This is a genomic window from Bartonella machadoae (genome assembly GCF_022559585.1).
GTDB classification, from domain to species: Bacteria; Pseudomonadota; Alphaproteobacteria; order Rhizobiales; family Rhizobiaceae; genus Bartonella; species Bartonella machadoae.
The window spans coordinates 1,279,654-1,300,077 of the sequence record NZ_CP087114.1 but is presented as its reverse complement, the minus strand read 5'-3'; the positions used below and the strand labels follow the sequence as shown (position 1 = coordinate 1,300,077).

The following is a 20,424-nucleotide window of genomic DNA, read 5'->3' as shown; positions in this document are numbered from 1 at the left end:
TTAGACTATTGAATGGGTAGGGTTGCAAACCTACCCATTTTGTTTAACCTAAAGCCGTACGCGATACTCAACCGGCTCCCGACAATCTCCCCCCTGCACCTTTTCACTCAAAAGGGAAACTTAAATCACTCCATACTCCTCACCCAATCAGGCAAAGACGCATAAAAATTGGATTGTATTGATTTAGAAATTGAAATGGATAAGACTTCTCCCCCCTTTCTCTGTTCATTCTTCAACCCCGCACATGGACCTCAACCAGTCCCCTAAAATCCCCCTCTCCTTTTCCTATTGCTTAGGAAACTTTATCACTTCACGCCCCCCATCACAGACAGAAAGCCGTCTTAAAGCCTTGTGAAGATGTTGGCTAAATTCTTCTTCTTCCAAAGCCTCATCCTCCTTTGCTGTCAAAGCCAAATTCCCCCTATTAGCCAAATTCCCCACATTGTTTGCAACCAATCGTGTAACCTTTGCTTTGATCGCAGATTTGCGTTTTAACTCTTTGCCCTTTTTCTCAAGGCACCCATAAACATCAGCCAATTGATCAGGGGCAAGTTTGGCTGCCAACTGCTTTTCGGCTTTCACAGCCTTCACATATTCTTTACGCAAACGCCCATTCAAACGCGCCGCCTGCTGATCGTAAAAACCCACATCACATAGACAAGATGCCATGCAAATAAACCGATTGTTCAAATCATAAACCCGCAAATCCTGATGCAAATCATCCGGATCAAAGCGCACAATCACCTTCTGTCCCGCATATTCGTTCAACGCACGCGCCCAGTAACGATTGCCATAAAAATGGATCTCACCCGTGCCCTTTTGCGCCCGAAGCGCTTGTGAAGTCAAAAGCCATAAAGCCCGTTGCGCCGCTGTTGCTTGCCGAACAATCGTCCCATCGGCTTTTAAACTCTCAGCAAAGGTCACATCAAAACTGCGCCCCGCACAATTAACCGCCTTGCGCCCCGTTTGCTCATTATGCGCCATAATCTGCGCGCCAACATGGGCTTTAAATTCTTCAAATCCAATCGCACGCTTACCATAATCCTCAGGCTTGGCATCCGGCTTATTGCCCGTATAAGCCCCCGCACAAAAAGGATGTTTCGAAATCCCTTCCGCCAAATCACGCCATGCCCGTTCAATCGGTTTCGATTGCCCACTATAAGGCGTCGTCCATTGCAATTGCACACCCAAACTCGTCAAAAGTCCTTGCGGATCATCCGGCTTAATCTTAAAGCGAAAACGGTTTTGCACACCCCCAGAAATCCATTTGCTGGTAAAGGCGCGCCCATTATCCAAAGTCATGCGCTCCGGTATCCCATAGGCTTCAACCATATCACCAATCACCAAACGAACGATTTCCCAGCTTTCAACATCCGATAGGCGCCACGATAAAATCTTCCCCGAATAAAGATCTTGTATAGCTATCAAATAAAGCCGCACAGGCTTCTCCGCCCAAGGCACAGTCACAAAAACATCCAGCTTGTGCCCATCCATATTCACCGCTTGCAAAGCATGCAGGCTCGAGCGATCACGCCGTTGTGCTGGATAAAGCTTTTTTGCCTTTTCTTCTCCCTCACGCGCCAACACCACAGCCGCCTTGGAAACTTCTTTATGAAAACGCCGCCGCAAAGCCCGCTCCGAAGGAAGTGGTTCCCAACCCTTTTCTCGTGCAATCACAACCATCCGCCGATAACACGCCGAAAAAGCCGGTTTAGAGGGACGTAAATAATCCGAACAGAGAACCTCCCAAGCCTCCTCATGACAAGGCGCAAATTGTGAAAAATTCTCCTCACCATAACAAGGCGCTAAAGCCGCAAGCCAATCAGGGCGTTCATAACCTTCCACCCTTTGCCACCAATGAAACAGTGACCGACAACTGATACCAAAATGAACCCCCGTCCGTACCGCCGCATCATGCACGCCAAGACCTCCATGGAGTAAATCATCCATAAAACAAAGTGCCTTCAAACGCTCTTCACAGCGCCTTTTATGCTCCTTTGAAAGCCCCTCATAACGCGCCCAAAGGTCTTCTTTTTGCCCACGACTCTCCCCCGAAACACACCCCGCACCAGAGCGCACCAACAAAGCCGCCCGCGCCTCCTCCGGCAATAACGAGAGATGATACTCCCAAACCGGCTTGGTCTTACCTAATGTTTGGCGAAACAATTGTTTATTCAAACGCCATTTTTTAAGCGCAAAATTATTGAGACCAATTTTTGTCTTCGGCAACCCTGGCAAAGCCGCTTCAGCCAATTCAGCAATACTAAACCATTCCTTCATGGCTGCCCCCGTCTAATTCTCACAGGGGTCGCACGCATAACCTTTAACCGTGCCGCAATCTCTCGCTGTTCTTGCTGGAGCCTTGCAATCTCTGCCAAGCGCGCTTCATCCCCTTGCAACAACAACAAACCATCTTCACGCACCACCTCATCCCAGAGCCAAAAAGCTTCTGTCGCCCGCACAAAGGCCTTAAAACGCGGTAGAGAAATATCCACCTGCTTACTCTCAGCAACATAAGCATCCAAACTCGCCTTACTCAAACAACCAATGCCCAAATAATGCGCCATACGTTCCGCAACCACGCTGCGTTCAAACCGGCATTCGCGTAAAGCCCGTGCCATGGCGCGCTTCATGTGTGAGCGAAACCGCTCCAAATCAATCTGCGCAACCGGTTCGCGGCAAGGAAAAACCGGCTGTTGAAAAAAATCAAGCTGCCCGCAACCATGCATCTTCATCATTGCACCTCCACCGCTTGCTTTTCTAAATAGGCGCAAAAACGCGCCCGCGTTTGCTCATTCGCCCTTTGCCACACCCCCAATAATTGGGCAAAAATCCGTTCCTGTTCATTAATTTGCGGGGGCGTATTAATCCCATTGACCAAATCAAAAGCCCGTCGCAAATCCCCCTCAACCTGTTGAAACGCAACCGCCACTCTCCGCTGTGCCAACGGCTCCATCTTTGCCAATTTTAACAATTGTGCCTGATTATCCGCCAATGCTGTTCCACGCAAAACCGACCGCAATTCCGGCTGTAAATGTCGAGCAATACAATCAAGTCGCTTTACTGAAACTTCAGACAAACCAATGCGATCTGCCACATGTTTAGCAAAAGGGTAAACCTTACCCAATTGCTCCAAACACCCATCATCTCCGATCAAAGGTGCAAGTTGCACTTTTGATTTTCCATCCCCTTCATACCCAGTTTCATTATGTTCTGAAGAACCATCTTTTGGCAAAGGGTAAACTTTACCCTTTGCCACTTCATCCCCTTCACAAGCGATTTCACTGTCATTTGAAGAGGCATTGTCACTGATTTGAGCAATTGGATCAACTTGATCCAATTGCTCTTTTTTTCTTTTATACTGGTTACTACCGTCCCCACCACGCTTGATTTCTCCATACTTCTTCTCCCATAATTCGCGGTAGGTCTGGACAAACAAAGCACGATCAATAACAGACAATTCATTGCGAAACAGATTTTCCGCAACCTCTAATAGCGCAGCATTCTCTTTATCCGCTTGCACCACAACCGCATCAATTTCGCCAAAACCTAAAAGCGTAGCAGCCCGTAATCGGTGCGCACCGGCAATAAGCGTATAATTGCCCTCCTTGGCATTGGGCGTATGGCGCACGGTAATCGGGTTCATCAACCCTTCTCGCGCTATCGATTGCGCAAGAGCCTTAGCATGCTCATCATCCACAGGGCGAATACGCTCCGGCACAACAATCACATCAAGAGAAAGCCTTTGAAACTGTGCCATCACCCCGCCGCCTTTCTCATTTCTTTAAAAAACAAATCCATCGCACGCACAGACCATCTTCGATAAGCTCTAGCAAAAACAGGATCGTTCAAACGCCGACTAATCACTTGAAGAGACAAAGATATAGAAGTCCGCTGCCGTGCTTGGATGGCGACAATACGCCGCCGCGGCACTTCAAACTGATAATGCAAAATATGAATAACAATCTGTCGTGCTAATGCCGCGTCAAACAAACCATGCGGCGGGTCAATAATATACCGGATTGGAAGATGCCTAAAGCCTCCATTCACCGCCTTAAAACAACAAGCAAGCATCGTTTCTAACCGTTCAACTTCTGAATAAGGATTGACGATTTCTCTTTTTGCCTCTGGGGTCCATAAATTACAAGCTGCAACCATAAAAACCCCCTCTAAAGAGAACCTGCTTACCACCTAAGCGCCAAAACAAATCTATCCAAACAGCCGTTTGACCATGCAACTCTCTGCAATTTATCTTGCCTATTTCGTATTGATGTTTAGACATTGATAACTCTTTTTATCTTATGATATTTAAATTCATGGGAAATGCGTAAAACACACGCACAACCTTGCAACAAAGTTCAAGCGGCATTACCGCGCAATGTGGAATGTGCACTCAAATCCGTATTGGCATGTTTTGCTGCTTTAAAAATGCGACGGTTCGTTTTAGGGTAGCGGTCGCTAAAAACCTGCTCGACGGGCAAGCCGATAAAATCGGCAATGGCACGTTCAGCTTTTTCATTGGGCCGTGTCCAAATGTTTTTGACACTGGATGACGGGATTTGATAAACTTTCGTGAGTTCCGCCAAGGTCATATTACGGCGGCGTAGCTCAGCTAAAATACTATGGCGATCCCATGTTTGTGTGATAGTCATAACTTTCGCTCCTGCTTGAAACGGATGCCGCAAACATCCGTCTTTTGTGGGGTTCTTTGTGTAATAACTGCCCTTAATAACGGGCTGTAATATAAGTTAAAACCCATTTTTTAGGTTTTGTCAACCCATAAAATGGTTTTAAGAGGTATTTTTTTGGCACGTCCCGATTCAGAACCAAAAACGCTGTTGGCAAAACGCCTACGTGAAATAAGAAAAATACTCGGAAATGAAGAGCGTGGTGTTTTTGCAAAATCTCTTAATTTAGCAAAAAATACGCTTGCAAATTATGAGCTCGGCGTAAGTGAACCACCCTCCTCTATCATAATTGCCTATCACACAATTTATGGCATAGACTTTCATTGGCTTCTCACTGGTGAAGGTGAAATGTTCAGTGACATGGCAAAGGCAAAAGCAGCAGGTTTTAAAGCACCTACCATCCCTACTGGGCTGATGAAAAAGCTCGGTCGCATAGCTTATACGACCTATCGCGACGCAAAAATAAAACTCCCCCCTGAAGATATAGCGGAATTAGCGGCAGAGCTTTATAGAAAGTTGCAAGAGCTTGTTCAAAACATCAATGACCCAGAAGAAGTCGAAGCGACTTTTCCTCTTCTAAAGTTACATTTAAAGCGACAAATTGAAGCTGAAAAAGCACATCTAACAACCACACAAAATACGGCCTAATGTCCCTTTAAAAAGAAAAATCAATATGAAAATCTTTTTACATTAGAAAAACAATATAACTATTTGATTTATAAAATTATATTGCTTCTAAAAACAGATAATCACCAATAGGTGAAAATCTTTTTTGCTTTTTTGGTCATTTTGGGCTGATTTTGAAGGTAATTACATTTTTTGCTTCATTTTTTTCAAAGGGTCTTCAAAGCCGGTTTTCTGGGCTTTCACAGACTTTTTAAAATTCTTCAAAGGGTTTTCAAAGACCATTCAAAGCTTTTTCTTATTTTTAGTGCAAAATTCTAATTTTTGGCATTTTTCGCTCTTTTTGCCATTTTCAGGTGTCAAAATCTTATTTGACAAAATGCGCATTTTAAGGTAAAAAATATGCATAAAAACAACAAATTACCATGTATTCCTACCTAATCCCACCTCTTCCCACTTATTGAAAAACCTACTGTCAAACTACAACTGGGTTTTGCAGCAATTCATTTTTTTTCACAGAGCTTTTAAGCGGTTCTCAGAGAAGCTTTAAGAGGTATCTAGAGCCGCTTTCATGAGTCTTATTTTTATTGGCTCAGAATCGCAATTTGAGGCGATTCATCTTTTCCAACAATCCCCTTATTTGATATCTAAAATCTGTAAGATATGCATGTAGAGAGCAGTAAATTTTGTATCATTTGCATCATATTTTGTAAAAATAACTTCATTTTCAAAGGATTTTCATTTTTTTAAAGAGCTCTCAAAGGGTCTTCAAAGGCCTTTCAAAGGCCATTTATTGCCCCTTTTATGCATGTTTTTCTCTTATGATTTTCTTTATAGATCACTAAAACGTGTAAAATCAGCTTGGAAAGCAAGAGGAACAGTGCCTGTGGGACCATGGCGTTGTTTGGCGATAATCACCTCCGCCTGCCCCCTCACCTGATCCATCTTCTCTTGCCATTTAACAGATTCAACGCTGCCTTCCTTTGGCTGTTCATTTTTTAAGTAATATTCTTCACGATAGACAAACAAAACAATATCAGCATCTTGTTCAATCGAACCGGATTCACGTAAATCAGAAAGTTGTGGCCGTTTATCGGTGCGGTTTTCAACTTGCCGTGAAAGCTGTGAAAGAGCAATGATAGGAATATTTAGTTCTTTTGCTAGCGCTTTAAGAGCCATGGTAATAGCTGTCATTTCTTGCACACGGCTGTCTGAGGAACGCTTTGTATGACCCGTCACGAGCTGGATATAATCAATAATCAACACATCTAAACCATGTTGCCGTTTGAGGCGCCTTGCACGCGCTGCCAATTGAGCAACAGACAGACCACCCGTTTGGTCGATATAAAGCGGGGCTTTTTGCAGAGAACGTGTCATGTGGATGAGTTTAGTAAATTGCTGTTCTGAGAGATTGCCCCGCCTAATATCAGAAGAAGAGACCTCCGTTTGCTCAGAAATGATACGGGTTGCTAGCTGCTCTGAGGACATTTCTAGGGAGAAGAATCCAACAATGCCTCCCCCATTGTCTTGTTCTTGTGTTTGGTCATCACGCTTGTAAGCATTGGCAATATTAAAGGCAATGTTGGTTGCAAGAGAGGTTTTCCCCATACCGGGGCGACCAGCGATGATAATGAGATCAGATTTTTGTAACCCTCCCATTTTCTCATCAAGGTTTTTGATATGGGTTGCGATTCCTGAAAGCCTTGAGGAACGCGCTTTAGCAGCACTTGCCATGGTAAGCGCCTTTGTGAGAGCGCCTGCAAAATTTTCAAATCCACCGCCATATTTTCCTTTTTCTGCTAATTCAAACAACTGCTGCTCGATCATTTCAATCTGTTGTGAGGGACTCAATTCTACAGGAGCATCAAAGGCTTTATTAACAATTTCATTGCCAAGATTAATCAAACAGCGTCGAAGGAAAAGATCATAAATAATCCGCCCATAATCTTGCGCATTAATGATGGTGACGGCTTCTTTAGCGAGACGTACAACGTAATGAAAGACAGTGATTTCACCAATCTTTTCTTCTGCTGGAAGAAAGGGTTTCATGGTCACGGGATTGGCAAGTTTTCCCTTATGGATCATCTGTGAGGCAATCGCAAAGATCTTTTGATGCAAGGGTTCAAAAAAATGGGATGCTTTAAGAAAGTCCGAAACGCAATCAAGCGCATCATTGCTTATGAGAATTGCCCCGAGCAAAGCTTGTTCCGCTTCAAGATTGTGTGGGACCTCTCGAAATGAAGAGAGCATGTTATCCCTTTGATTTTCTTGTGCACGGCATTCTACGAGGTTGACTTTTCCCATGGCTGTTTTCCCTTCTCTGGTGCTTCTAAGGTGATTTCTGTAGTATAGCCACTTTGTTTCTCATAGCGGTGGGTCACGGTTGCAGCTTTCCATGGACCATTGATTTGCTCACGGAACCCTTGCAAAAGGAGAGGTTGATCGGCCATGATTTCTGGACGCCCTTCTAAAACCAAAGAACCACTGCCCATGCTACGGCACAGCCGGTCTGATTCTGATGCGGCAGCAGCTAAAGCTTCCTCTCTGCAAGGATAGCAACCACGCAAACGCCGTGTGGGACCTTTGAGGTTTGTGCGATATTTGACAGATAGCTGTTTACCTTGCGAGCGATCAAAGTACGTTGATTCAACGCTGCCATATTGGGTGCGTGGCTCGAGGGTAAATTCCCAACTGGAACAATCATGCTTGGCAAGAGTGAGGGGCGGTAAATTGTTGCCGCTTAAAAATAAAAATTTATTGTCTTTGATTAAAAAACGTGCCTGCATACGCTCTGCAAGGCGGGTTAAAAAATCAATTGTCGATTGATCAGTGCGCACCACATAAGGCAAGGTTTTGCTATAAAATTCTTGGTCGACTTTGGCTTGATAACCATGGCGCTTGGCTAAGCTTTCAACAATCTCACCAATGGTTTTATTGTCAAAATGCTCACTTGCTTGTTCTTTGAGTTCGCCACGCATTGAAGCGCTTTTGCCGCAAAGGTGTAAAACCTCTCCATCACTGCCCCCGATACTGACAACAGATTCAACAACAAAACGCCCCATAACCGCACTGATGCTGTCCTGATAACCAAACAGCACCTGCAGAGTACTGTTCTTTTGTGGAACCTCTAAATCATTGTCCCTATCATCAAACTCCGCTTCAAAACGATCGGCTTCATTGCCGGCATGATCGGTAATGGTGGCGCTAAGAAGACGCTGGTAAAAAACCTCATGGACGGGTTTGTCTCCAACCTTAACCTCGATAAAAGGATATGTCCGCCTTAATCCCATAACCGCTTCACTCTGCTTTGAGGAGGAACAAAGACAAATTCAGGCAAAGTGATCTCTAAACCCCGTGGCAAAACAGCACCATATTGGGCAATCCCTGGATTGGCTCTCAAGGTGGCTTCTAAATAGCCCTCTACGAATCCAGCCTGTTGACGGTCTCCCAACACCGCCATGGCATGTTGAAAGCAAATCAGATCGAGGCTCATATCTTCTAACTCTACAACAACGTGCTTTGCTGGTAGCTTCATAGCTGTTGTCCCTCTTGGAAATATCCTTGTGGTTTGCCCCCATCAAAAAAGGGCAACAGACTGATGGAATAACGGATACGCTGCGATTGACCAGAGCGACTGATATAATCGTGGTCTTTCGTGATGGAGGTAATCACCACGGGACCATGGAATATGGCACTATAACTCATATCATTGACCCAACGAAGCATCTGCACCGGTTTTGCTGCTCGTATGGTCATGGTGAGTGCATCAATGGCTATACGATCACCAAACTCTTCTGGAAACCACACGCCATGGATGGTTTTGGCATCATTGCCATAGCCGGTAAATTGCAAGCTGGGGGCTTTGCCAAAACGCTCCATAGACACCCATGAGGCGGAGAACTCTTCTTCAAAGGATTGGAAATTCAGCCAATCGACATAAAATTGATGCGGACCTAGCATCATCAAAGGATCTTTCATTTTCCTCCTCCCCTCATTGTTTTCCCTCCCCTTATTCTGTGCCGCCATGCAAGGCATTGGCTTTTGCCCGTTGGAGGGCATGACTTACCGCACGGCCGGTAGCAAGAGGATCACGCGCCCCATTGACATGCACGGTGACATTTTGATGGTGATAAACGGATGCGCTCTGCTTGCTTTTGTCCGTTGCCTGCGTTGTCACAGGGCTGGTTTGCGGGTGACCGGCAAATTGTACAATCGGCTGCAAAGCTGTTTTGCCACCAAGCCAACTGGGCAAATGAAACATGTTGGAGATATCAATCGAACCAATCCATCCTTTGATGCGACCGGATAAGGATTTAAAAAAATCAGCCAACTTTGTGATGGAGGACATAAAGCCATCGACAATCCCATTGGCAAGATCTTCTCCAGCCTGTTCCATACCCGCCTTGGCTTCTTCTGAGAGCTTTTCGCGAGCAAAAAAACTGCTCAACCAGCTCCAAAAGCTGGAGAGACTTTGCTTAAAACCCTCCCAGACATTACCAAACCATTGGGATATAGCGACAAGCCCCTGTTTGAACTTTTGCCAAGCTTGAGAAAAGTCAAAAGCAGCAGAAAGGGTATTTTTCCACTTGGTGATGGTTGCGGTATCAGCACCAAAAAAGCGCATGACAGCTTCAAAGATACGGCCAAAAGCGTGGACCAGCCCGCGAGCAAAACCTTTGACAAAAGAAGAAAACCGGTCCCAATATTTCCACAAGGCAAAACAAGCAGCCATGATCACTGCAACAACAGCGGCAATGAGCGCCCCTATCGGGGTAAAAACAGCACCAACAACAGAAGCAATGCCAGCAGCCACCACTTCTATCACTGTGCCAACCCAGCCAAATGTAGCTGCAAAGGCGGAACTCAAGACCATAAGCCCGCGAAAGCCTGCCACCAACAAAGTCATGGGTCGCAAGAGACGAAGCGTGCTCCCACCAAGAGTTGCCGCCATGATTCCCAAAGAGCGCCCTGAAGCGATTAAGCTGCGCCAATTGGTTTTAAGGACACGACTCACAGTACCAATTTTGATCAAAGAGCCCATCAATTGAAGCAAACCAAGCCGTGTGCCAGCCATGGTAAAGCGCAACACCCGCAGAGCAATATTAAAAGCCATCAAGGCGGCAATGGTTTTGACAATCGCACTGGTTAAGGCGGGATGGGCATTGGCCCATGCCATCAAGCCATTGATAAAATTGCCAACACTGGCCATCAAATTGTTGACATGGGGCAACAACACGTTGCCAATGGTAATGCCCAAAGCCACGATGCGGTTTTGCAAAAGTTCAAATTGCCGGATGGCACCAGTTGCTTGTTTATCCGCTTCTTGCTCTACGGAGCCTTTAAAAACTTTGGGGTCTTTAACAAATTCGAGCGCTTGGCTTAACAATTCTGGATTGCCAACCAATTTGGCAAAGTCACCGGTAAAATCGCGCCCAGCAATGGCAATCAGGGAACGCATACCCTGTTCGGATTTGGCTAAAACATCAAAAAAGCGCACTAACGTGCCGGTTGCATCTTTGTCGATGTCTTGGAGAAACTTTTGCCGTGACAGCCCAATATTGACAAAAGCATCTTCAATATGTTTGCCCCCTGCCTGAATACGCGAACTCATGGCATTAAAACCACGCGCCGCACTCTCAGGGACAATCCCCGCAGAAATCATCGCGGTACCAAAAGCAGCCGTTTCACGGGCAGTGAGCTTAAACATGGTGGCAGCACCGGTGGCACGATTGGTAAAATCAGACACTTCACTGGCTTTAGCCGCCATATGGTTGGAGAGATGGTTGATGGCATCGCCTAACTCTTCAATGCCTGTCTGATTGAGTTTGAAGACATTGCGCAATTTGGCAAAGCGTTCACCAATCTGGTCCCCCGTCATATCAAAAGCCACAGCCGCTTTGGCAGCGTAAAGACTAAAAGCTTCGAGATCTTGCTCGCCAATCCCCGCTTGGCTGGCACTGGTCATCAGTTCCAAAACCTCACGTGCAGCAAGCGGGATTTTGGTTGAGGTCTCAAGAGCAAAGCGGCGCAATTCCTTTAAGCGATGCAGAGGCGCATCAAGAACCTTTTCCAAGCCCTTCATCGATTGATCAAATTGCATGGCCTTATAGAGGGGGGCAATCAAGGTTGCGGTTTGGGCAATTGCCCCCACCATGCGCCCTCGCGCTTGGATAAAAGCCATTTCAGCATTCTTGGTTGCATCCTCAAGATGTTGAGGATCAAACCAATTTTTAAAGTGTTGTCGTGTCTTGTTTTGCAAATGGGCAACATCGGCACTAAAGGCTTGCAAATCGCGCTTGGCAGAGGCTATCCCTTCTTGCAGATGATTGACAAAACGCACAACAAGGGAAACATCCATAACAGCTCCTATTCCAACATCTGCTGTTCATATTCTTGGGATTTCAAGCGTGCTAATTCATTGCGATAAAAAATGACATCCAGCCAATCCATCTGGTTGATCTCTAAAGCCGACCAACGAAAATGAAGCGCTAATTCGGCTCCAAATTGTCCAGCATAAGGGATTGGCGTCCCATAAAAAAAGCAAAAAAAGCCTTCAAGATTGCCATCATATCAACAGTATCAATCCGATCAATCAGTTCAACCGTTTCATGGGACATATCCGCCAAAAGCGCTGTAATGCCTTCTGTCGCCTCATTGGTGAATAAAACTTGCGAAAGCTTGACAAGCAGAACATCATTGGAGAGCGTTTTCTGCTTGCCAATTTCTGGAGCCAGCAATTGTGTCAATTGCGGTCCAATCAGCACTGCCAATTGCTTGGCATGTTTGAAGGTGGGGCGATAAAAGGTTAATTTATTGCGTGTTGCTTGCTTACCATCACTGTCTGATATAAGCAGCGGCACTTGCAATTCCACAGCAATGCTTGTTTGTAAATTTGTCATCATAGTTTCCTATAAATTGAGGATAGAGCGCCTGCGCCCACCAATATCCTGCCCATTGCGCACAAGCCAACCACCCCGTTTAAATGAAAAGCGATGCAAAACAGCACCATCCCAATATTCGCTATAGTCCCAAATATTCTTAATCTCACAATCATAGCCCGTCGCTTTTCCAGCAGTAAGACCCTCGCTATCGACTTTGACCAAGCGCCCTGTGACATCAATGGAATGTTCATGCTCGCGCCCATCTTCTTCAGACACCACATGTTTTTTGCCAGTAAATTTATGACGAAGACCAGGGGGACCAGCAAAGATACCGATAACTTCGGGGGTATGACTGCGGATCTTCATTTGCAAGCTTAAAGCTTTCACACCAAGACCGCTCACATCAATTTGCATATCAGAACCGCCTGGTTGATAGGTTTCGGTGAGTTCTTCTAAGGTGGGCAGTTTGAGTGTTTCAAGATCAAGATGAAGATTGACATCATCATCAACAATCAGGGTAAAACCACGAACAATCCGTAAAGTCATGCTTCACTCCTTGCTGCTTTGCGATAGCTCTCTAGCGTATCGCCAAATTGATAGGTCATTTTCTTTTGGATGTCTTCAGCCAATCGGTCAAAATAAGCGCCATTGCGCCGGCTCCCAAAACTTAAATCTTCTAGAGGAGGCACTTCTTCGGCATCAAATTCAACCCGCAGCTTGCCCAATTGCAAAGTGCTATTGGAATTCAAATCACGATCAAACCAAACACGTCCACCAAGCAGGGCACCACGAGCAATCATATCATCAAGAAACTGCGTGAGACTTCTCGTAATGGCAATGACATGTTGACCGGTCAAATTCTCATCATTGGCAAAAGGGCGGAAACTATTGATGATGGTCTTTTCCAGTGCTGCACGGGTGCGCACCACATTGACAAAGCGCCAAAGCGGATCAGAAGATGTGGTATGATTGCCCCATAAAATCCGTCCATTGGCAGCCATTTGACCTTGCGCATTTTGGCTAAGCCGTGCCGGAATAAAGGTAGCAATATCGGCTTGGTTAAGACGATTTGCCTCATGATCGATTTCGCCATCAAAATAGCTAATGGGGCGCGCTGTGCCTAAAATGCCATGTACATCTTGGTTTGAAGGCGACCAAAAAACACCCCCCTTTTGCTTATCGCGTTTGATAAACATCGCTGCGGCAAAGGGACTTGCCGGTTTAATACAATAACCACCCTCACCGTTTGCCACCCGTACAAAGGGGTCAATCAAATAACAAAAGCGTGAGGAAAAATCAGCGCGATAAGCAAGGCTTTCTTCGGTGTTTTTGCCCCCTGTGTCAAAAACCGCAATTGCTTGCAGCTTTTCGGCAACCTGTTCTAGCGCATCAGCCACAGGGTTTTTACCATTGTCAAGGCGCCCTGCACTATAAGCTGGTGCCAACAAAATTCCAGGTTCAACCCCTAAATGCCCACGTGCATGGGTCAAAGCATGAACACCGGTTAAGGCAGCATTGGACCCTACCATTTCGGCTTGTGTTTCAGAAATTGTCGACTTTTCTTCTACCCGCACAAGGACAATTTTGGCCTCAACCCCTTGCGCGCATACAGCATGAATCACATCAAGAGCTGTGCCCCTTTGCCCCAGCTTTTGGATTTTCTCTGTCTCATGGGTAAAAACCAAAACAGGCTCGTTTACCGGATAAATTTGTCCATCAGCATCAGGGGCTGTAACAACCGCGCCAATCGCCGTCTGATCAAATGTTGCTTAAGAACGTGATTTTTTACCTTGCTTAACCATATTGATCTTCAATTATTGTCAAATACACAGAGTTATTCTTTATTTTGATCTTTCCTTAATTCTGTAATGGAAACACCATTAATTCCCCAATTGTCTGTCTCCACTTCATCAATCACTACAACAATCGTTTTCGGATTTTTATTCAGAATATTCACTAATAATTGCGTTGCTCCTTCTATTAGTTGCCGTTTCTGTTCAGAGGTAACCCCTTCATTCGTAATTTTAATGTTTATGTAAGGCATAAGATCTCCATAATTTACAAATGTTGAACAAAAAAACTCAAATAAATGAACGCAAAAAGATTAAACATTATACATAATAACTATGCATTTTAAAGCTCGTATCCACCGGTGAAATATGCAGGCTACTGGAAGTAAAAATAGCATTTATTGATACAGGAGAAAGGAGTTGTGCTGCAATAAATAAGCAATCCAAACTAAATAATCGGTAACCCCATAATCTATCGATGATCCTATTAAGGGAAATGCCAAACTAAAGAGCACCATAGGGTGAATGCCTACGACACTGAAAATTGGCAATACAAAGAGAATACAGGCATAGCGCTGCCAAACAAAAATCGATGACAATGAGTGACTAAACGTCACCGGCAATAAAGGAATAAGCAAATCGCAAGTAGATATTAGCAGAATACATCCTAGCAAAAATATAATTTCACTTGATATACTGCATATCGCTGTCACCAAAGGAGTCAAAAAATCAATACTGCGTGAACTTCCACGCTCATGACATAGAGAATGATCGCCGTCAATGCAATGCTTTCCAATGCATTCAACCTGATAACTGTCAACGCAACGATAAATGTTAACCAGAAAAATATCCAAAAAATCCAAATTCTTACTCTCACTCCCTCTTTATTTGCTCTCCTCTCATCACAAACAATTTGGTTCGTTAGCGGTACAACAGGAAAAATGCACAACAATAACAGACTAAATAGAAAAAGTGGCATCCCCAAAGCAGCGGATATGAATATTGTGGTGTTCTAGGCATAGCAGCGAAAACTGCTGCTGCGCCAATGGTGGTAGGCATCAGTACCAGCGTGATTCTCATCATTCGCATCACAATAGCGGCCAAATGGCGAGAGGGAAAAACACTTTGTTTCAAGGCATCAATCATTAGAAAGATAACCCCTAAACTCATCGGCCAAATTAGAAACGCAGTCAATATCGCGATGGACAGGGTAAGCGAATCCTTTCTACAGTGTACTAACTGTTCAGAGAGAAATTCTGAAATACGCCATATATTCATCACATAGCGCAACAATCCCATGGCGAGTAATAGCCAAAAGACATCAGCAAAACGCACAAGCACAGTACGAATATCCGGCAAGTGCCAACGCCATATCAGCACTAAAGTACAAACCAATAAGATGACCACACCGCGGCGTGCATTTCCCTTCAACCACCAGTATGGTATCGTCAAAAGCAAATAACCGATAACGCTTACTCCACCCAATGGCATAAAAAACCAAGTTCTTATTGAGATAAATAGAAGAAAAATGAATAGCATCAGCATCGCCATTATAGAGGATACCAAGGACATGTGTATCAGGAAGCTTTGTACATCATCAATGTACATTAATTGTTGACACTTTTGTTGAATGGCAATTAGAAAGCAGCTCTGTCAATGACACAGCGCCCAGCATCCCGCAGTGCACGCGAATTAACTAAAGGCCTAGGCAAAATATATGTATAATAAAAATTGGGCCCCTCTACTGGATTACCTACCACCCATAATGTATTTTTGTACTTGTCCTTTATCGTCTATAGAATGCTGCCAACAGTCAATATCAATACCGCAAGGATGATATCCTTGGTTGCTAAAAGGCTGGATGATGTCCTGAGCAGCTAAATTTTGCATAAAAAGAGACTCATCACGCAACGGAGAAAAATTATCAATCTTCGCCTTGATCAGCACATCTCCATCAACTGAACTGTTTTCATCTTAGAAAACAGACTGAATTTCGAAACGGCTCGTACGAGCATTGAGAACAAGTTTAGGTGAAGGGCCACCAGCCAAAGTCACGATACCAGCCTCCTTCAGTGCCTTCAACTCTCGGTTTCGCTGCATCGGCGGACCAACAGAAATACGATTGAAATTTGATTGAAATATTCAATAAAGCACTTGTGAGATGAAGGCGTTAACCCGCAAAAATCAATTGCTGCACGTAAGATATCACGGACATCTCGTAACACATCTGTAGCAGCTTTCACTGAGCCATCAACATTACCCCCAGTGGTAGAATAAAGATCTTCACTCAAATGCTCAATGAAGAATCTTGTATAATCATTCAGAGAAGCGAATATTTTATTTCGATGAGGATACAGCAACGCTTGAATACACTACTCATCTTTGCAAGTAACAACATAGGATTCAGGGTCTAGCCAGTGCCCCAGCTGAGCACTTCGATAGACATAGCACATTTCTTTAAGAAACAGAGGTAAAAGCTGTGTTTCAAAAACCAGCTTCGGAGAACCGTTAGCAATGATAGACTGCTTACGCAGATGATGTATTGCATCAAGAGTAAGAAACGATGGTATATATTGTCCACTACCACCCTTTTGATTAATTCCGTGACTACTAAAAGGCAATGTTTGACGGGAGAAGTGAGCTATCATAGGTTCTTTGCCGCTTGATATGTAGTGCAATTGTCCAGCATTTTCAGTAAAAGTCCTACCGCGATCGTAAATCAATTGCGACAAAACATCATAGCTACTTAATCCAATCCCCTGCACCAGCACACGAGACTGAGCTTGTATAGAATCCAACTGTTCAATTGGATAAGGATTCGAATAATAGTTCAAAAATGCGTTTTTCCTTCGATGAACAAGCCACCAACTGTTGCAGATTTTCATCATGTGATGAATATGTATTCTTACCGTGACCCGTGGTAATATAAACAAAATCTACACTGTAACGATAACCATATTCCAAAAAAACATCTGTTTTATTGTCTTGGTGGATATGGAGATTGATAGCTTTTTGTTGGATCTCCTTAATACGAATACCGGAAGGTAAATCTTGCGTGAGCTCTTGATAAGCCCAAGACAGGTACTCACCTAACAAACGACGTGATAAATAATCATTTTCTCTGATTGTTCTCCCAACACCATGCTCTTGGTACGAGAAAAAACACCATTATTATTACGATAACCCTGTTGAATAGCCCATTGATAGAAATTTGGTCCCTTACGAATAGGCCCCACACCCTTAACTGTATCATCACCAAATAAAGTAATCTGGCAAGCTGCAGTGTTAACCAATAAATGATCGGGCTGATGCACACTATGAGTACCGGTTCCCATCTCACTCGGATCAATTAATAAAATATCAATGTTCCCAGAACATGGATAATGGTGATCAAGCGTTCGAGAATACTGATCTCGCGAGGACCAATGCCCAAAATAGCAACTGTAGTGTGAAGCATTCTGTAACCTCCCCTATTAGGATAATTTGACTTTTACAAAATGTTTCAAAAGAACTTAACAATTCTCTCGACTCTTTAGTTAAAATTGCGGATTTATGAAACGCCAACGACCTTTTTACAAAGACAATATTGACAGATTCCAGCAGCAGCAAAAAGCGCTACAGCCCCACAGATAACGGAAAGCGCAATAGTATGTGAACCAAATTGTAAAAAGCTCGTCAAGAGAGGTCCTAATATTTGGCCAAAGCCATAAGTTAAGGTAGCCAACCCCAGCAGATTTATGCCATACGGCGCATGCAAACGCTTAGCTAACGGCATAACTAAAGAAGTCGTCCCCATAAAAGTAAATCCAAACCCTATGCAACTGAGAACGATCAGGAAAAGAGAGTGACTGAATAATGTCAGTAATACGCATCCTCCTTGGATAAGCAAATTGAGCATTAGACAACGTAATACCCCCCACCGATGTGCTCCCCATAACCAAATGAAACAACTAGGAACAATGGCTATTCCAACAAACGACCATAAGTGGTTAGCGAGCAGTTGGAAATTAAATGTTTTCGCCATCATAGGAAGATATGTCGCAACAATAATATAACCGAACCCAGCGAGTCCATAAATCAAAGCGAGTTCCCACCAAACGATATTTCTGGGTGCCAATGACTCATTACTAGCAAATTGAGATGCCTCAACACGACGTGGAAATAAAACAAACAACAAGAGCAACAATACAACAGATATTAAACCAGCTCCAAACCAAATATTTTTCGCGTTCAGCGATTGACTCAAACCAATAATAACAGACTCATTACCCAGTAGAATACCAACGCCCACACCTGCATAAAGCGAAGCAATAACCCACACTTTGTGACTACGCTGCATAACCGTAATAGAACTAAAAATCATCATTGCCGCACTTGCGATACCGGCAGCAAAGCGGATAAAGAGGACCAAGTAAAAGTTTATTGTAAACGCCATGGAAAAAATAAGTGCACTGGTCCCTATAGCTGCACCAGATAGCATGTAGGAAGGACTGGATATATTCCCAACTCTGCAAAACGAAAAAAATATACTCCCAACTAAATAACCGCCATAATTAGCGCTAGCTATATAAGAAAGTTGACTAAAGGTAAACAATCCTTCATCCAACATAACTGGTAATACCGGTGTATAGAAAAATCGCCCAATCCCCATCCCCAAAATCATAATAATCATACCAAACATAGCGACTCTGAAATCATTCAAATCTTGACAATTATTTTTCCCCTCCATTCCTCTTAACCCCTTAACTGATAATTCTTTCGTCCGCATTTTATCCTACCAACAGTAGAACTTATCTCAGAGAATAAAAGCCAATCTCGCCCTTTGTTTAAGAAACTAGGGCAACATAGTTAGCGATTATTGTCAACATTACTGGATCAGTTATATGCATTTCTTCGTTTTACACTTTACTTCAATATATGTTCTCCTCCCCACAAAGCTTCTTTTTCAGAACAATAATAGCTGAAATTAAGCAGCAATAACAACGGAGATCCTCAATAAGCATGCCCCCGTTTAGACAAGACAATCTCCCCTAAAGCCACCGCCTCATCAGGCGCGACCACAATATCTGTTAAGGGCTGTGTTAAAATCACATGGTGGACACCTTCAACCATCAAGCGGCTTATAATCCAACTTAAAGACAGATCACGCCCAAGCCTTTGCACGCATGCCCATTCCGTTTGCAAATTGTTCACGGCTTTTTCCAAAACAAAGGGACCTTCATTGGGCAACAACCAGAGATCAGCATGCACATCAATAATCCGCTGTACAGCACTTTTCACAAGGATATGATCATTGGTCATTTTAACCTGTTTTTCATCAAGAGCTGCTTGTACCTTAGCAATCAAAGCCTCATCGGCAATACCAGAAGGGCTATCGCTAAAAAGCGCAACATGAATAAGCGGGCTTTTCCCCACACGAAAACAAAAGCATCTTTGACACGGATATCGCTTGAGAGGGCAAAATATTGATAACGTGGGACTGTGCCACCCGTGGAGTGCCCTTGTCTATTCAAACGAATACGGCGACGATAGCGTTCATCATCCTCATCCAAAAGGCGGGAAACCCCATGAAAATCCCCCAAATGGTCTAAACTTGTCCCACGCGCAAAGGCAAGGAGATTGTCCCGCGTCACCTCATTTGCCCGCTGGCGCAACAGCAACTCTTCATAAGCGGCTGCTTGCAATTGAATAACCACGGGATCATAAGCCGTCTTTTTCACATTATAAGGGATATTCTGTGCGGCAAAAAGCTTGGTTAAACGGGTGATTTTTTGCTCTAAAATGGCCTCAACGGAAAGTTTTTCAAGAATTGGTGAGAGAGGCAACTGCTCAAATTCTGTCATCACCCACCTCTAAATCAACACTTATCGGCTCCTTATGTGACCAATCGCACCAAATGCCCATCGGGATAAAACACATCTGTGAGAACAAAATGGAATGTTCCCTCCCGCGTTGCTTTTATCAAATCAATCTTTTGCAACGAAAATCCAGGCTCTCCACATTCTGGATCATTTAAAGCTTGTACAATTGCTTGATAAAGCTGCAATATTGTCGCCGGATCAGCATTAGCATCTTGGAAAGCTCCAACATCACATCCATAATGACGCCGCAAAACCCGTGTGCCAATCTTTGTTGTCAAACATTTACGAAGGGACTGACAGCAGTGTGCCCAATCATATAACAGAGAGCCATCCTGTTCGTTTACTCCACAGCGCATGCTTTAAGCACCTTTTGCTGCCTTTGTTGAAGAAACGACAGGTGTTTGTTTCTCAGCAATCTGACTAAGCTGCAATGGGTATTTTGCCGCCTCATCGCTTAAACAAATTTCTTCACCTTTTCCCGGCGAACGATTGCCTGCCACAAAATCCACATTGGTTAAAATGACATAAGTTTTTTCACGCATGATAAACTCCTTTAAAGAGGGCTAGAGGTTGTAGAGGG

23 protein-coding genes and 1 pseudogene are annotated in these 20,424 nt (G+C 44.1%); 1 reads left to right on the top strand and 23 read right to left on the bottom strand.

Annotated elements, in window-relative coordinates:
• Positions 1 to 285 precede the first annotated feature (285 nt).
• From LNM86_RS06260 to LNM86_RS06240, 5 genes are all read right to left on the bottom strand, one after another.
• On the bottom strand, positions 286 to 2,280 hold the full coding sequence (locus LNM86_RS06260) for a transposase domain-containing protein (protein WP_241437192.1): 1,995 nt from the start codon (positions 2,278 to 2,280) through the stop codon (positions 286 to 288).
• Positions 2,277 to 2,735, bottom strand: coding sequence for a hypothetical protein (locus LNM86_RS06255; protein WP_241438917.1), 459 nt, complete (start codon positions 2,733 to 2,735; stop codon positions 2,277 to 2,279). Before LNM86_RS06255 ends, LNM86_RS06260 begins: the two co-directional genes overlap by 4 nt.
• Positions 2,735 to 3,760 carry a ParB/RepB/Spo0J family partition protein gene (locus tag LNM86_RS06250; RefSeq protein ID WP_241438838.1) on the bottom strand — a complete coding sequence of 342 codons (1,026 nt, stop codon included), beginning with the start codon at positions 3,758 to 3,760 and terminating at the stop codon, positions 2,735 to 2,737. The genes LNM86_RS06255 and LNM86_RS06250 overlap by 1 nt, the downstream gene beginning before the upstream one ends.
• On the bottom strand, positions 3,760 to 4,158 hold the full coding sequence (locus LNM86_RS06245) for a hypothetical protein (RefSeq protein ID WP_241438837.1): 399 nt from the start codon (positions 4,156 to 4,158) through the stop codon (positions 3,760 to 3,762). The genes LNM86_RS06250 and LNM86_RS06245 overlap by 1 nt, the downstream gene beginning before the upstream one ends.
• Positions 4,159 to 4,358: 200 nt before the next feature.
• Positions 4,359 to 4,652 (bottom strand): helix-turn-helix domain-containing protein, encoded by a 294-nt coding sequence (locus LNM86_RS06240; RefSeq protein ID WP_241437195.1) that lies wholly within the window; start codon positions 4,650 to 4,652, stop codon positions 4,359 to 4,361.
• Positions 4,653 to 4,805: 153 nt separating this feature from the next.
• Between LNM86_RS06240 and LNM86_RS06235 the strand changes: the two genes are divergently transcribed.
• Positions 4,806 to 5,336 carry a helix-turn-helix domain-containing protein gene (locus tag LNM86_RS06235; protein WP_241438835.1) on the top strand — a complete coding sequence of 177 codons (531 nt, stop codon included), beginning with the start codon at positions 4,806 to 4,808 and terminating at the stop codon, positions 5,334 to 5,336.
• Positions 5,337 to 6,143: 807 nt separating this feature from the next.
• Here LNM86_RS06235 and LNM86_RS06230 read toward each other — a convergent pair.
• The 18 genes and pseudogenes from LNM86_RS06230 to LNM86_RS06145 form a co-directional block, all read right to left on the bottom strand.
• Entirely contained in the window at positions 6,144 to 7,616 is a 1,473-nt protein-coding gene (locus LNM86_RS06230; RefSeq protein ID WP_241438834.1) for a replicative DNA helicase, read from the bottom strand.
• A complete protein-coding gene (locus LNM86_RS06225) occupies positions 7,595 to 8,602 on the bottom strand; it encodes a phage late control D family protein (RefSeq protein WP_241438621.1) in 1,008 nt (335 codons plus the stop codon). The genes LNM86_RS06230 and LNM86_RS06225 overlap by 22 nt, the downstream gene beginning before the upstream one ends.
• On the bottom strand, positions 8,593 to 8,847 hold the full coding sequence (locus LNM86_RS06220) for a tail protein X (RefSeq protein WP_241438620.1): 255 nt from the start codon (positions 8,845 to 8,847) through the stop codon (positions 8,593 to 8,595). Before LNM86_RS06220 ends, LNM86_RS06225 begins: the two co-directional genes overlap by 10 nt.
• On the bottom strand, positions 8,844 to 9,290 hold the full coding sequence (locus LNM86_RS06215; RefSeq protein ID WP_241437160.1) for a phage tail protein: 447 nt from the start codon (positions 9,288 to 9,290) through the stop codon (positions 8,844 to 8,846). The genes LNM86_RS06220 and LNM86_RS06215 overlap by 4 nt, the downstream gene beginning before the upstream one ends.
• 31 nt (positions 9,291 to 9,321) lie before the next feature.
• A complete protein-coding gene (locus tag LNM86_RS06210) occupies positions 9,322 to 11,670 on the bottom strand; it encodes a phage tail tape measure protein (RefSeq protein WP_241438619.1) in 2,349 nt (782 codons plus the stop codon).
• A 130-nt stretch (positions 11,671 to 11,800) separates the two neighbouring features.
• Positions 11,801 to 12,211 carry a hypothetical protein gene (locus LNM86_RS06205; RefSeq protein ID WP_241437162.1) on the bottom strand — a complete coding sequence of 137 codons (411 nt, stop codon included), beginning with the start codon at positions 12,209 to 12,211 and terminating at the stop codon, positions 11,801 to 11,803.
• A 9-nt stretch (positions 12,212 to 12,220) separates the two neighbouring features.
• Positions 12,221 to 12,739 (bottom strand): phage major tail tube protein, encoded by a 519-nt coding sequence (locus LNM86_RS06200; protein ID WP_241437163.1) that lies wholly within the window; start codon positions 12,737 to 12,739, stop codon positions 12,221 to 12,223.
• A complete protein-coding gene (locus LNM86_RS06195) occupies positions 12,736 to 13,941 on the bottom strand; it encodes a phage tail sheath family protein (protein ID WP_241438940.1) in 1,206 nt (401 codons plus the stop codon). Before LNM86_RS06195 ends, LNM86_RS06200 begins: the two co-directional genes overlap by 4 nt.
• A gap of 86 nt (positions 13,942 to 14,027) precedes the next feature.
• A complete protein-coding gene (locus LNM86_RS06190) occupies positions 14,028 to 14,237 on the bottom strand; it encodes a 2-hydroxymuconate tautomerase family protein (RefSeq protein ID WP_241438832.1) in 210 nt (69 codons plus the stop codon).
• Between the two features lie 667 nt (positions 14,238 to 14,904).
• Positions 14,905 to 15,555, bottom strand: coding sequence for a hypothetical protein (locus tag LNM86_RS06185; protein ID WP_241438831.1), 651 nt, complete (start codon positions 15,553 to 15,555; stop codon positions 14,905 to 14,907).
• A gap of 177 nt (positions 15,556 to 15,732) precedes the next feature.
• Positions 15,733 to 15,930, bottom strand: coding sequence for a hypothetical protein (locus LNM86_RS06180; RefSeq protein ID WP_241438830.1), 198 nt, complete (start codon positions 15,928 to 15,930; stop codon positions 15,733 to 15,735).
• A 425-nt stretch (positions 15,931 to 16,355) separates the two neighbouring features.
• Complete coding sequence (locus LNM86_RS06175; RefSeq protein WP_241438829.1) at positions 16,356 to 16,817, bottom strand: hypothetical protein; 462 nt, start codon at positions 16,815 to 16,817, stop codon at positions 16,356 to 16,358.
• Positions 16,786 to 17,079, bottom strand: coding sequence for an FAD/NAD(P)-binding protein (locus LNM86_RS12755; RefSeq protein ID WP_256460922.1), 294 nt, complete (start codon positions 17,077 to 17,079; stop codon positions 16,786 to 16,788). Before LNM86_RS12755 ends, LNM86_RS06175 begins: the two co-directional genes overlap by 32 nt.
• A complete protein-coding gene (locus tag LNM86_RS12750; RefSeq protein ID WP_256460921.1) occupies positions 17,073 to 17,318 on the bottom strand; it encodes an FAD/NAD(P)-binding protein in 246 nt (81 codons plus the stop codon). The genes LNM86_RS12755 and LNM86_RS12750 overlap by 7 nt, the downstream gene beginning before the upstream one ends.
• A 215-nt stretch (positions 17,319 to 17,533) precedes the next feature.
• Positions 17,534 to 18,751 carry a YbfB/YjiJ family MFS transporter gene (locus LNM86_RS06165; RefSeq protein WP_241438828.1) on the bottom strand — a complete coding sequence of 406 codons (1,218 nt, stop codon included), beginning with the start codon at positions 18,749 to 18,751 and terminating at the stop codon, positions 17,534 to 17,536.
• 224 nt (positions 18,752 to 18,975) lie between these two features.
• Positions 18,976 to 19,826 (bottom strand): annotated as a pseudogene (locus LNM86_RS12970) (baseplate assembly protein).
• A gap of 32 nt (positions 19,827 to 19,858) precedes the next feature.
• Positions 19,859 to 20,200 carry a GPW/gp25 family protein gene (locus LNM86_RS06150; protein ID WP_241438824.1) on the bottom strand — a complete coding sequence of 114 codons (342 nt, stop codon included), beginning with the start codon at positions 20,198 to 20,200 and terminating at the stop codon, positions 19,859 to 19,861.
• A gap of 3 nt (positions 20,201 to 20,203) precedes the next feature.
• Positions 20,204 to 20,386, bottom strand: coding sequence for a hypothetical protein (locus tag LNM86_RS06145; RefSeq protein WP_241438823.1), 183 nt, complete (start codon positions 20,384 to 20,386; stop codon positions 20,204 to 20,206).
• Positions 20,387 to 20,424 lie beyond the last annotated feature (38 nt).